Annotated in this window: 14 protein-coding genes; 12 read left to right on the forward strand and 2 right to left on the reverse strand. The window is 43.0% G+C overall.

The window, feature by feature from the left end; genetic code table 11:
• The first annotated feature begins 231 nt into the window (after positions 1–231).
• The 9 genes from DWB64_RS08570 (at position 232) to DWB64_RS08610 (ending at position 7,338) form a co-directional block, all read left to right on the forward strand.
• The gene (locus DWB64_RS08570) at positions 232–441 is read left to right on the forward strand and encodes a ferredoxin family protein (protein ID WP_206736658.1); all 210 of its coding nucleotides are present in this window, start codon (positions 232–234) and stop codon (positions 439–441) included.
• Entirely contained in the window at positions 441–1,580 is a 1,140-nt protein-coding gene (locus tag DWB64_RS08575) for a 2-oxoacid:acceptor oxidoreductase subunit alpha (protein WP_129487811.1), read from the forward strand. The genes DWB64_RS08570 and DWB64_RS08575 overlap by 1 nt, the downstream gene beginning before the upstream one ends.
• Positions 1,580–2,404: a thiamine pyrophosphate-dependent enzyme gene (locus DWB64_RS08580; protein WP_129487812.1), complete on the forward strand. Its 825-nt coding sequence runs from the start codon at positions 1,580–1,582 to the stop codon at positions 2,402–2,404. Before DWB64_RS08575 ends, DWB64_RS08580 begins: the two co-directional genes overlap by 1 nt.
• The gene (locus DWB64_RS08585; RefSeq protein WP_129487813.1) at positions 2,405–2,941 is read left to right on the forward strand and encodes a 2-oxoacid:acceptor oxidoreductase family protein; all 537 of its coding nucleotides are present in this window, start codon (positions 2,405–2,407) and stop codon (positions 2,939–2,941) included.
• A gap of 18 nt (positions 2,942–2,959) precedes the next feature.
• The gene (locus tag DWB64_RS08590) at positions 2,960–3,823 is read left to right on the forward strand and encodes a MurR/RpiR family transcriptional regulator (protein WP_129487814.1); all 864 of its coding nucleotides are present in this window, start codon (positions 2,960–2,962) and stop codon (positions 3,821–3,823) included.
• A gap of 128 nt (positions 3,824–3,951) precedes the next feature.
• Complete coding sequence (gene cmk / locus DWB64_RS08595; RefSeq protein ID WP_129487815.1) at positions 3,952–4,596, forward strand: (d)CMP kinase; 645 nt, start codon at positions 3,952–3,954, stop codon at positions 4,594–4,596.
• A gap of 2 nt (positions 4,597–4,598) precedes the next feature.
• Positions 4,599–5,468 (forward strand): 4-hydroxy-3-methylbut-2-enyl diphosphate reductase, encoded by an 870-nt coding sequence (ispH, locus tag DWB64_RS08600; RefSeq protein ID WP_129487816.1) that lies wholly within the window; start codon positions 4,599–4,601, stop codon positions 5,466–5,468.
• Entirely contained in the window at positions 5,455–6,549 is a 1,095-nt protein-coding gene (gene rpsA / locus DWB64_RS08605) for a 30S ribosomal protein S1 (RefSeq protein ID WP_129487817.1), read from the forward strand. Before ispH ends, rpsA begins: the two co-directional genes overlap by 14 nt.
• Before the next feature lie 15 nt (positions 6,550–6,564).
• Positions 6,565–7,338: a protein-glutamate O-methyltransferase CheR gene (locus DWB64_RS08610; RefSeq protein WP_129487818.1), complete on the forward strand. Its 774-nt coding sequence runs from the start codon at positions 6,565–6,567 to the stop codon at positions 7,336–7,338.
• Positions 7,339–7,377: 39 nt separating this feature from the next.
• On the opposite strand, the gene DWB64_RS08615 is transcribed toward DWB64_RS08610, so the two are convergent.
• Positions 7,378–7,716 (reverse strand): helix-turn-helix domain-containing protein, encoded by a 339-nt coding sequence (locus tag DWB64_RS08615; RefSeq protein WP_164980319.1) that lies wholly within the window; start codon positions 7,714–7,716, stop codon positions 7,378–7,380.
• A gap of 192 nt (positions 7,717–7,908) precedes the next feature.
• On the opposite strand from DWB64_RS08615, the gene DWB64_RS08620 reads away from it, so the two are divergent.
• A complete protein-coding gene (locus tag DWB64_RS08620; RefSeq protein ID WP_129487820.1) occupies positions 7,909–8,340 on the forward strand; it encodes a MarR family winged helix-turn-helix transcriptional regulator in 432 nt (143 codons plus the stop codon).
• Between the two features lie 33 nt (positions 8,341–8,373).
• Here the strand turns inward: DWB64_RS08620 and DWB64_RS08625 are convergent, their stop codons facing one another.
• Positions 8,374–8,904, reverse strand: coding sequence for a 4Fe-4S ferredoxin (locus tag DWB64_RS08625; RefSeq protein ID WP_129487821.1), 531 nt, complete (start codon positions 8,902–8,904; stop codon positions 8,374–8,376).
• A 209-nt stretch (positions 8,905–9,113) separates the two neighbouring features.
• Here DWB64_RS08625 and miaB point away from each other — a divergent pair, with 209 nt between their 5' ends.
• Together miaB and mutS are read left to right on the forward strand one after the other, a co-directional pair.
• Complete coding sequence (gene miaB, locus DWB64_RS08630; protein ID WP_129487822.1) at positions 9,114–10,538, forward strand: tRNA (N6-isopentenyl adenosine(37)-C2)-methylthiotransferase MiaB; 1,425 nt, start codon at positions 9,114–9,116, stop codon at positions 10,536–10,538.
• A 130-nt stretch (positions 10,539–10,668) separates the two neighbouring features.
• On the forward strand, positions 10,669–13,278 hold the full coding sequence (gene mutS / locus DWB64_RS08635) for a DNA mismatch repair protein MutS (protein ID WP_129487823.1): 2,610 nt from the start codon (positions 10,669–10,671) through the stop codon (positions 13,276–13,278).
• The last annotated feature ends 8 nt before the right edge of the window (positions 13,279–13,286 follow it).

Genomic DNA, 13,286 nt, shown 5'->3' on the forward strand with positions numbered 1-13,286 from the left:
TGTATGCAAAGAAAATTGCAGAAAACATTACTATTTCTTCAAATAATGAATTTTATCTTGCATAATATTGTGAATGTGTTATCATTTTAATGACAAAAGCGATTGAGTTAACTACTTGTTCGCCTTAGGTCAAACCCGCATAGAAAGCCAAGAGCTTTCTTAAATTATTAAACGGGAAACGTTTTCACAAATAAGAGTTTATTTTGAGGTTCAATATAAGGAGGAGTCACCTTGGCTGTAGATCGTGATTTAATCGAAGTTAAGCTTAAAAGAGACTGGTGTAAAGGTTGTGGCATATGTGTAGCATTTTGCCCGAAACAGTGTCTCGCACTCGACGATAAAGACAAAATTTATATGGCAAGACCTGAAGACTGTATCAAATGTGGTCAATGTGAACAGCGTTGCCCGGATTTTGCGATTTTCTTAGGAGGTAAGGCATAATGAGCTCAAGAAAAATCAAGTTAATGCAAGGTAACGAGGCTTGTGTAGAAGGCGCGCTATATGCCGGTATGAAATTCTATGCAGGATATCCGATCACTCCATCAACAGAAATCGCTGAGATTTCTGCTCAAAAACTTCCTTATGTCGGTGGAAAATTCATTCAAATGGAAGATGAGATCGCAGGTATCGCTACTGCTATTGGCGGTTCTATCGCTGGTCTTAAGTCAATGACTGCTACAAGCGGTCCTGGTTTCTCACTTAAACAAGAAAATATCGGCTATGCTGCGATCGCAGAAGTGCCTCTAGTTATAGTAAACGTACAACGTGGTGGTCCGTCAACAGGTCTTCCAACTGCTCCTGCTCAAGGTGATGTGATGCAAGCGATGTGGGGAACACACGGTGATCACCCTGTAATTGCGATTTGTCCATCCTCTGTTAAGGAAACATTCTACGAGACAGTAAGAGCATTCAATTTAGCTGAAAAATACCGTATGCCTGTCATTCTTCTTACAGATGAAGTGGTTGGCCATATGCGCGAAAGCATAGAAATACCAGAACCAGGTGAGATCGAGATCTACGACCGATTACGTCCTGAAACTGACGATCAGAACTATTTGCCATATGGAGTCAATGATGGTGAGATAGTCGGCAGAATGGCTGGATTCGGAGAGGGTCACAGATACCATATCACAGGCCTATTCCACGACGAGACAGGATTCCCTTCTAACTCTACAAAAAATGCAGGTGTGATGCTTGATCACTTAATGAGTAAGATTTCAAACAATACAGATGAAATCATCACTTTTGAAGAGTACCTTTTGGAAGATGCTGAAACAGTGGTCTTATCCTATGGTTCTACTGCAAGAAGTGCAAGAAGTGCTGTCAACAAACTAAGAGCCGCCGGACATAAAGTCGGCATGTTCAGACCGATCACTATCTGGCCTTTCCCTGAAAAGCAAGTAGTGGAATTATCAAAACGCGTGAAAAACATCGTTGTTGCCGAGATGAATCTTGGTCAGCTCGTACTTGAAGTTCAACGCGTCGTGGAAGGAAGAACTAAAGTTCACCACATCGGCAAAGCCAACGGTGAAGTGGTTACTCCTATTGATATCATCAAAAAGGTCGAGGAGGTTCTATAATGGATAACAATCAGCTTGTAGATCAGTATTTTAGAAAAGATCGTTTACCACATATCTGGTGCCCAGGTTGCGGACATGGTGTGATCATGCATTCAATCGTCAAGGCAATCGCAGAGCTTGGATGGGATAAGAATGACGTTGTCGTAGTTTCGGGTATCGGCTGTTCATCAAGAGCACCGGGATACATGGATTTCAACACGCTTCATACGACGCACGGAAGAGCCCTTGCGTTTGCGACAGGTGTAAAACTCGCTAAACCTCACTTGAAAGTTATTGTAATCTCTGGTGATGGAGATGCCTCGGCAATCGGCGGTAACCACTTGATCCATGCTTCAAGAAGAAACATCGATATCACAACGATCGTTTTCAATAACAACACTTACGGAATGACAGGTGGACAGTACTCGCCTACAACGCCTACAAACGAGTTCGGCACGACTGCTCCACATGGTAACATCGACGCACCGTTTGATATCGCAAATCTTGCAGGTGCTGCCGGTGCGACATACACCGCTAGAACAACTGCGTTCCATATGAACCAGATGACTACGATCATTAAAAACGCTCTTGAGCACAAAGGTTTCTCACTTGTTGAAGCGATCAGCGTTTGTCCGACATACTACGGCCGTAAGAACAAAAAAGGTGATGCACCTCAAATGATGAAATGGTTGAAAGACACCTTTATCGACATCAAGGTCGCAGATAAGCTACCAGAAGAGAAAAGAGTCGGAAAACTCTTGATGGGTGAATTCAAGAACGTTCAAAAACCTGAGTATACAGAAGAATATCACAAAATTGTAGACCGATTGAGTGGGGTGAAATAAATGTCTTTAAGAGAAATGAGATTAACAGGTTCGGGTGGTCAAGGCTTGATCCTTGCCGGCATCATCTTTGCAGAAGCCGCATTGCTTGATGGAAACAACGCTATCCAGACACAAAGTTATGGTCCTGAAGCACGTGGTGGCGCATCTAAGGCTGAAGTACTTATCAGCACAGAGGCAATCGATTTTCCTAAAGTTGAGCAGCCGGATATCCTACTTGCGCTCACTCAAATCGCAAGCGACAAATACGTGACAGATATCAGAGAAAAGGGTATACTGATTGTCGATGAGACAGTCGAAATACCATCAAATCTTAAAGTAAGTAAGATTGTAAGAGCGCCTATTCTAAGAACCGCTGCTGAAGTATTAGGTAAATCCATCGTCGCAAACATTGTTGCGATCGGACTGATCACTGAACTTACAAAAGTGGTATCAAGAGAAAATCTTGAAAAGGCTGTTCTGGCAAGAGTACCTAAAGGCACTGAGGATTTAAATCGTCGTGCGCTCGAAGAGGGCTATAAGTTAGCTGAATTGGCATAGTATAATAAGGAGTATTCAATGAGTGAAGAATACCGTGATCTTTTAAACCGGATTCAAGGAAAGTACAAGAAGCTGAGTAAAGGGCAAAAATTAATTGCAGATTACATTTTTGAAAATTATGATAAAGTTGCTTTCATGACTGCATCAAATCTGGGGAACACGGTTGGAGTCAGTGAATCCACTGTGGTACGATTCGCAAATGTTCTCGGTTATGGAGGCTATCCTAAATTACAGAAAGCCTTACAGGAATCGATTAAGACTAAACTGACTACGGTTCAACGATTTGAACTCTCAAAGGATTTGAATTCGGAAGAAAACATCATCAAACGTGTGATGAATTCCGATATAGACAATATAAGAAAAACGATTGACGAGCTTGATTCAGAACTTGTCAAGCGTGTGGTATCGACGATAAAGACTTCTCGTAAGGTCTATATTCTCGGGCTGAGAAGTTCAAAGATACTTGCTGAATACTTTGCCTTCTATTTAAATTTCATCATGGACGATGTGCATTTGATGCCTTCGGGTGCGAATGACTCATTTGATGAGCTCATTAACATCAATGAGAACGACGTTCTTGTCGTATTCTCGTTTCCTAGATATTCAAGAAGAACTTTTGAGGTGGTCCAGTTCGCTAAAAAGCAGAATGCGAATATCATCGGCATCACCGACAGCTTGATGGCACCGCTTGTACCCCATGTGAAGTATGCCTTGACTGCGAAGTACAACATGACTACATTCATCGATTCGCTTGTAGCTCCTATGAGTGTAGTCAACTCGCTGATTATCGCTTTGACGGTGGGAGAGAGGGACCAGCTTAAAGCAAAGTTCGATCTGCTTGAGGAAATCTGGGAACAGAATGATATCTATACCAAAAGATAATTTTTTATGTGCTTTAACTTAAGACTAAGGATCACGTCCTTAGTCTTTTTATTGCAGCTTTTTGTTTACACTATGCTCTAAATAGGTATAATGATAATTGGAGTCATACAAAATTTAAGGAGTCTTACATGTTGCAAATCACACTTGACGGACCATCCGGTTCAGGAAAAAGCACACTGGCAAAGTTGATCGCTTCAAAATTGGGTATTACTTACCTGGACACAGGAGCCATGTATAGGGCGATCACCTATTACTGCCTTTCAAATAAGATTGACGTCACTGACGGGTCGGCTGTAACAGAAAGTCTCGCTCAGCTCAAAATCGATCTTGACGGCGACAAGATATTCGTCAATGGACTCGATGTGTCTGTTCCGATACGCACTGAAGAGACGAGTAGAAACGTGTCTGCGATTGCGAGCATTGGTAGTGTTAGAACATACCTTGTAAAGATGCAGCAATCCATCGCGGCTTCGCAACCCATCGTCATGGATGGAAGAGATATCGGTACCGTCGTGTTGCCCAATGCCCCATACAAGTTTTTTATCACAGCTAGTGTCGAGGAACGTGCCCGAAGAAGATACGACGAACAGCTCCACAAGGGAGAGAAGGTCGATTATGAGGCAATCAAATCCGACATAGAGTTAAGAGACTATAAGGATACAAACCGTGAGATATCGCCACTTAAGGCAGCCGAAGATGCGATACATGTTGATACGACAAGCATGACAATCGATGAGGTCGTTGACTTTATTGTCAATGAAGTTAGGAAGTAACTATGCAAATCCATATCGCAAAATACGGTGGTTTCTGCTTTGGTGTCAGAAAAGCTGTCAATACGGCTATCGAAATCACCGAATCTGAAGACTATACACATCCGATCTATACATATGGACCGTTGATCCACAATCGACAAGTTGTGGAGCGCCTAGAAGCGAATGGGGCGACTGTCATCGATTCAATCGATGGGATCACTTCAGGAACGGTCATCGTCAGATCCCATGGCGTACCGGAAGCCTTCTATAGTGAAGCTGAGAAGCACGGTCTTGACGTGGTCGATGCGACTTGTGTCTTTGTGAAGAAGGTCCATTCCATCGTTAAGGAATATCATGAAAAGAAGTATCAGATTGTCATACTCGGCGATAGGGAACATCCCGAAATCATCGGAATCAATGGCTGGTGTGAACAGGATGCCTATATCATCAATACTGAGGAAGATCTACAAAGCTACGATTTAAAGTCTAAACCCCTATGCGTTGTCGCTCAAACGACCTTCGATACACAGAAGTGGGTTAAGCTTACAAGTATCATCAAAGCGGAATCAGAGGATTGTATTTTGTTCAATACCATCTGTTCTGCAACCAAGCAACGTCAGGATGAAGTTAGAGAACTTTCCCTAAAGATGGACTGTATTATCGTGGTAGGAGGCAAAAACAGCTCCAATACCCAGAAATTGTATGAAATTGCACGAGAAAGTAATGTATTTACGAAACATATTGAAGAAAGTAGTGAAATTAATGTGAATTTCTTTAGAAAATATGATAAGATAGGAATAGTTGCGGGTGCTTCTACTCCTGATTGGATTATTAATGAAGTTATCCATAAACTAAAATGTGAAGGCGAGGTAGTATTTAATGGAAAACAATAACTTGATGCAAGAGATGTTGGATGCTTTTGAAGCGGGCTTCAAAGCTCCGAGACGTGGCGACGTTATCGAAGGTAAAGTCGTTATGGTATCAGCAAGAGAAGTCGTAGTCAACGTAGGCTACAAAGCGGACGGCATCATCCCACAAGAGGAAGTCTCTAATCAAGGAGACGTAGATCTTCTAGCGACTTTCCACGAAGGTCAAGAACTAGATGTTTACGTTCTTAAAACTGACAACGGTGATGGAAATGTCCTATTGTCAATCAAACGTTTGGCTATGGACCAAGACTTTAGAGATCTTGAGCCAGTTTTCGAATCTGGTTCTGTAATCCCAGTAGTCATCAAACAAGTAGTTAAAGGTGGAGTAATCGCTTACTACAAAAATGTAAGAGGATTTATTCCAGCATCACACATTTCATTACGTTTTGAAAATGACTTGAACAAGTACATTAACGAGACTGTTGAAGTAAAAGTAATTGAATACGATAAGCGCAAAAAGCGTGCTGTATTCAGTAGAAAAGAACTTTTAAAAACTGAGCAAGCAAGCAAGAAATCTGAATTCTTCAGTACTGTTGAAGCAGGTCAAATTGTTGAAGGTACTGTAAAACGTCTTGCTAACTTTGGCGCGTTCGTTGATATCGGTGGATTTGATGGTCTTGTACACGTTACAGAGATCACTTATGGCCGTATTAAATCGCCTGCTGAGTACTTAAAAGTGAACGATACTGTAAAAGTAAAAGTTCTTAATGTAGATTCTGATACTGAAAAAATATCTCTTTCTATCAAGCAAACTAACCCGAACCCATGGGATATTGCTGAAGAAAAATATCAAGTTGGATCTAAGCATATCGGTCGTGTAGTAAATACAACTGATTTCGGTGCATTTGTAGAGCTTGAGCCAGGTGTTGAAGGTCTTGTTCATATTTCTCAAATCGCTGTTGAGCGTATAGAAAAACCATCAGATGTTCTTAAGGAAAACGAATCTTACGAGTTTGAAGTACTTGAAATCGACACTGTTGATAAGAAAATCAAACTTTCAAGAAAATCTCTTTTTGAGACTGCTGAAACTACAGAAGAAGCCTAGTATAGGAGAGTGCTTATGCACGGATACGAAGGGTTTAAAGATAAGGTCTACCGGAAAACCGGTATAGACCTTTCTCTTTATAAAGAAAGACAAATGAAAAGACGTATAGATTCGTTGATTAAACGAAACGGTCAATCGGATTACGAGGACTATTTCAATACAATGAGTCATAACAAAAAAGTTTTTGATGAATTTGTCAATTATCTTACAATCAATGTCAGTGAGTTTTATCGAAACCCCAATCAATGGGAGCTTTTGAAAGATGAGATTCTTCCGATGTTGATGGAAGGTAAGCGCTCGCTCAAAATCTGGAGTGCCGCCTGCTCTACAGGTGAGGAACCATACACGTTAGTGATGGTGCTTAGTAATTTTATGCCTTTAAAAGACATCAAGATTATCGCCGCAGATATTGATATCGAAGCAATTGACAAGGCAAAAGCCGGAGTGTATACAGAAAAATCCGTTGCTGGAGTACCCAAGGCCTTTCTTGACAAGTATTTTACTAAAATAGGTCCTGCGTACAGAATCAATGATGAAATTAAGAAATGTGTTGAGTTCAAGCAAATGAACCTCTTGTCGGATCGTTATCCTGACAATTGTGATCTGATTGTTTGCAGAAACGTCATGATTTATTTCACTGAGGAAGCTAAGGAAGAAATGTACCATAAGTTCAATGGCGCACTTTCTAAAAATGGAGTCTTATTTGTTGGTAGCACAGAGCAAATTATTGTTCCAAAGAAATTCAATTTTCATGCTATAAAAACGTTCTTCTATCAGCGCACTGAGTAAACAACAAAAGCAATCCGAAAGGATTGCTTTTTTCTTGTTCTATTTAATACTAAACACACTCTCCGTTTTAGACTGCTGAAGGGACTTGATATATTCTTTTACCTCTTCAACCTGTTCGGTGGTTAAGCCGCTGACCGACAGGCGTTTAGAGCTGATCAGATCCACAACGGTCGCAGGGTTGTTTGATAGGCCAAGGAGATAGTCGGAGGATACCTTGAAATAGGCTGTTGTCCTAATGATGAAGTCCGCATCGGGAACTCTTTTGTTGTTTTCATATCGGGATAGCGTCGTTTTAGTGGTTTCGAGCGCTTGTGCCAGCTCGTCCAAAGTCATTTTTTTATATAGCCTTAAGCTACGTAAGCGTTCGTGAAAACTCATATTGCCCCCCTTTATTACCATCATCCTTATTCTATAACAAATCAACGGATGTCGCAAGATTCTGACGATTATGTAATTAAAGAAATTAATCAATTTCGATTTTGGATTTATGTTTTCTCGCTAATATGTTACTATATAACCTGATGATAAATATAAAACTATACACTAGAATACGCAGCAGGGGGTACCATTATGGATGGACAACATTTATCACATATGTTCTACATTACCAATGAAGTCAATAAATTAGCCGTACATAGGATGAGGTCGATCGGCCTGGATGACTTAGTCATCACCCATGGTTTTATATTGGAAATGCTTTATCGCAATGAAGGTAAGATGGCGATGAAGGATCTTGCACTGGGGATCAGCAGAACGAAGTCGACTGTGACTCAACTCGTTGAGAAGCTGATGAAATATGATTTGGTTCGTAAAGAACGGTGCGAGCTTGACAGACGATATCACTACATTCATCTAACAGAAAAGGGTTATGCCTATAAGGACGAATTGGTCACGATCATCACTGAGCTCTCAGGACAGCTTTACGCCAACCTGACTAGCGAGGCACTCAAACAGTGTGGGGACACGCTTGATACGATGAATAGGAACCTTAAAGAGAAGTAATGCATAGAACATCACTAAAAGCAAGCTGAGAGATCAGCTTGCTTTTTTAGTGAGTCGTCCGCCAGTTTCCATCGCCTGAGGAAAACGCTGATTCGCTTTCTTTTTCAATTCGCGGTCGATCAGACCGGCGCCGTGTCCCATGGGACATACGACACACCAGCTTCTGGGCTTGAAAAAGATACCCATGAGTATTCCGATAATCAGCGAAAGGCTCATAAACCGGAACATTGCAAAGGCCATCTTTGTAAAGTCCGGTGCGGCATGGGTCATGCTGACGCTAAATACGGTAAGCATCAATCCGAGTAGGATGTTTTTAAAGTGTCTTGTCGTCATGAACTTGGGCATATCGCCATTTATGCTGATGCCCTCGAGTGCTCTTTGAAGTAAGGATCCCCTAGGACAGTATTTTCTGCAGTGAACCTTTCCTTCTCCTTTTAGCACATGGTATAGAGGAGCAGTCATGCAAATTACACCTAATATGCCAAATCTAAAATCTACAATTCCGAGCGTTAAAAACGCCACCATCAATATCCACGTCCATTTCATAGGTGTGATTTTTTTCATTTTATACCCTCCCTCATGGGGGTAGGATACTATAAGATCGTGTCCCAAGTCAACAGATTGAGCAATAGTCAGAATATTAGTTTTTTGAACAGGTGAAAATCCTTCATGACGATTAAGCCGCAAGCTCACTTGAAGTTACAGAGGGTAAATGTTAAAATAGAAAGCTAGAAACCTCGTTACCTTTATTCTTTTACTCGAAAGGAATCCTCATGGAAAGAAAGCCGGCAAATGAGACGACAACAGAAGTTGTCATCGAAAATCAATTATATATTCAGGCGATACGTCAGGTTACAGATGATTTTTTACGCGTACATGGGGTCAAGCCCAAGTATCTTATAAAGACTTATGGCTGTCAGATGAACGAGCATGATTCGGAGAAGCTTGCCGCCATGCTCATTCAAATGGGATACCAGCCCACCGAGAATAAAAAGGATGCCGAATTGATCATCTATAATACTTGTTGTGTTCGTGAAAACGCGGAGCTGAAGGTCTTTGGCAATATCGGATCCCTAAAGCCGCTGAAGGTTAAGAATCCAAATCTGAAGATTGCAGTTTGCGGGTGCATGATGCAGCAAGAACATATCGTCAATGAGATCAAATCCAAGTATCGACATGTCGACCTTGTCTTTGGAACTCACAATCTTCATACGTTCCCTTCACTGCTTCAAAGAACCATGGAAACCGATCAGATGCTCGTTGATGTATGGGAATCCGAAAAGGCGATCGTCGAAGGCCTCCCCGTAGTCAGAAAAAAAGAGTTGAAGGCATATCTGAACATCATGTACGGATGCAATAACTTCTGCACCTATTGTATTGTTCCATACACAAGAGGCAGAGAACGAAGCAGGCTTCCAAAGGACATCTTGCATGAAGCTTCAGAGTTGATTGAAAGCGGAGTGAAGGAAATCACTATCTTAGGTCAAAACGTGAACTCCTATGGTAAGGATCTCGAATCGGATTATTCCTTTGCTGACTTGCTGCACGACCTTGATGCGATTGAAGGTAAGTTTAGAATCAGGTTCATGACCCCTCATCCCAAAGACATATCCGATGAAGTCATCGATGCTGTCGCAAGTCTTGAAAGCCTCTGTGAGTATATCCACTTGCCTGTTCAGGCGGGAAGCGACGCCCTGCTTTTAGCAATGAACCGTAAGTATACCCGTAAGGACTACTTGGACCTTGTCAAAAAGATCAGAGAAAGAATCAGCGGTGTCTGCCTGTCAACGGACATCATCATCGGCTTCCCAGGTGAGACAGAAGACGATGTCAAGGAACTGATCGATCTGATTAGAAACGTGCGCTTTGAGTCGGCATTCACCTTTATCTATTCGATTAGGGAAGGAACTCCAGCTGCGAAGATGACCGATCAGATCGATGAACAGACCAAACACGACCGTTTTGAAAGAATGCTCAAAGAACTCAACGACATCATCAGCGAGAGCAACAATTCCATGCTCGATGTGATCGACGAGGTACTTGTTGAAGGCAATTCAAGAACGCAGGGGTGGTTGATCGGAAGAACCAGATCGAACAGGACAGTCCACTTTGAGGGAGACCCTTCGCTGATTGGTGAGTTCGTTCATGTGAAGATCACCGATCCCAAGAACTTTTCTCTTTACGGGGAACGCGTATAGGATGGAATCAACTGGCACGCCCGGACCTGGCTTTTACAAAGCTTGTTTGTCATGGTGTGCCAGTTTTTATTATGTGTTTTGTGGTATAATTTAAGTTGACCTACATCATATTGTAAAGGAAGTAGAATACATGACAAAGTTAACGCCGATGATGGCGCAGTATCACGAAATTAAAAACGATTATCAGGACTATATCCTGTTTTTTAGACTAGGTGACTTTTATGAGATGTTCTTTGAGGATGCCGTCACTGCAAGCAGGGTGCTGGAAATCACCTTGACCAAACGAAACGCTGGCGGTGGTTCGCAGGCTCCACTGTGTGGTATCCCTTATCACGCCTTAGACGGATACCTGTCAAAGCTTGTGGGTAGCGGCTATAAGGTCGCCATATGCGAACAGGTGGAGGATCCCGCCACCGCAAAAGGAATTGTAAAGCGTGAGGTAGTGAGAATTGTCACTCCGGGAACGATAATAGATCCAGGAATGTTAGAAGAAAAATCCAACAATTACATCGCTTCTGTGGTCGTCACCAGCACCCATTACGGTCTTGCCTATGCCGATGTGACGACAGGTCAGCTTAAGACCACGAGTTTCTTTTATGACAAGCTACAGGCGCTTATGGACGATATCATCAGGATCAGTCCATCAGAGCTAATCCTCGAGGATCAGGCTGAATACGCTCCTAAACTGCTCACTCTGTTCGATAAGATGGGTGTTTTGATTTCCAAAAAGGACAAACGCTTCTTCTCCACCGAGGCTTCGACAGAAATGCTTAAAAGAATTTACCAGCTGCATTCCCTAAGCGGACTTGGCATCCAGGACGAGGAGGAACTGATCAAGGCGTCAGGCGGTCTGCTTGCCTATATCGAAGAGACACAAAAGATGGAGCTGGTCCACTTCAAGCAGCTTGAGCATTACCATCTGGGCAGCCATATGATTGTTGACAACTATACACGTGTCAATTTGGAACTGACAGAAACCATCAGACAAAAGGATAAGCGAGGATCGCTTCTTTGGGTACTCGACAAGACAAAGACGGCCATGGGCGCACGACTTTTAAAGCAGTGGATCGAAGAACCTTTACTTGATATTGCAAAGATTGTAAAACGCCAGGACATCGTCAAGTACCTATACGACGAGTTGCTTGTCAGGGCGGACTTGAGGCACTATCTCGATGAGATCTACGACCTTGAAAGACTGATGACAAAAGTGGTTTTCGGTTCGGTGAACGCTAGGGATATGCTGGCGCTTAAGAGCTCTCTTGCAGTACTTCCTGACATCAAATATCTGATTTCGGATGAAGCATCAGAGGCCATGAGTGAAATCACACAAGGCTTTGATGTGCTTGAGGATGTGCATGGCATGCTCGACCACGCGATATGCGACGAACCTCCCTTTTCGCTTAGGGAAGGGGGCATTTTTAAAGACGGTTATCACGAGACGCTTGACGAGCTTAGGGATGCCATTCGAAACGGAAAACAGTGGCTTCTTGAAGTCGAAGAAAGAGAACGCGAGAGAACGGGCATTAAGAATCTGAAGATCGGATTCAATAAGGTGTTCGGCTACTTCATAGAGATCAGTAAGGGACAAGTGAAAAACGCTCCCGAGGATTACATTAGAAAACAGACGCTTGCGAATGCGGAAAGATATATCATGCCGGAGCTTAAGACCATCGAGGATAAGATCCTTGGTGCCGAGGAACGGATCAACAAATTGGAATATGAGCTATTTGTCAGCCTTAGGGAACTGGTCCTACTTGAGATCGATAGGATCAGACAGATCGCAAAGACCATCGCAAGTCTCGATGTGCTGACCAGTTTTGCTGAGGTGAGTGAGAAGAACAACTACGTTCCTCCCGTACTCACCGGCGATCCGGAACTGTCGATAGTAAGTGGAAGACATCCGGTAGTCGAACGCATAGGCACAGAAGAACAGTTCGTTCCCAACAACACGGTCCTTGATACGACGGATGATATGGTATACATCATCACAGGGCCCAACATGGCGGGTAAATCCACTTACCTAAGGCAGGTCGCACTGATCACGCTAATGGCTCAGATCGGCTGTTTTGTCCCTGCGGATAGTGCGACTATCGGCGTTGTCGATCGCATCTTCACTCGAGTAGGCGCTTCGGATGACCTCTTCCATGGACAGAGTACCTTCATGGTTGAGATGAACGAACTTGCGAACATCTTAAACAACGCCACCCATAAGAGCCTGATCATCCTAGATGAGATAGGCCGCGGAACCTCTACTTACGACGGGCTGAGCATCGCATGGTCCGTTGTGGAGTTTATCGCCAACTCCATGGGTGCGAAAACGATATTCGCGACGCATTATCATGAACTGACTGAACTAGAAGGTAAGATAGGCGGCGTGAAGAACTACTGTATCTCTGTCAGAGAGGAAGGCGATCAGATCGTCTTCTTAAGAAAGATCATACGTGGAGGCGCGAACCAAAGTTTCGGTATTCAGGTAGCGAAGCTTGCCGGTGTGCCGAACCATGTGATCCATAGGGCCAAGGCGATTCTTTCAGAGCTCGAGGCCAGCGATATCGCTAGTCCAAAGATCGATGTTTTGAAAAGTAAGAGCAGCAAGGTGGCGACTGAACAGTTGTCGATGATGGACTTCACAGAAGATCCAGTGACCCAGGAGTTGAAGCAGCTTGATATCACTGCTATGACTCCGATGCAGGCGATGGGCAAGCTACATGAGCTGATCGAACGCGCAAAAGAAAAATAGAGGTTTGC

The organism is Fusibacter sp. A1 (assembly GCF_004125825.1).
Lineage (GTDB): Bacteria > Bacillota > Clostridia > Peptostreptococcales > Acidaminobacteraceae > QQWI01.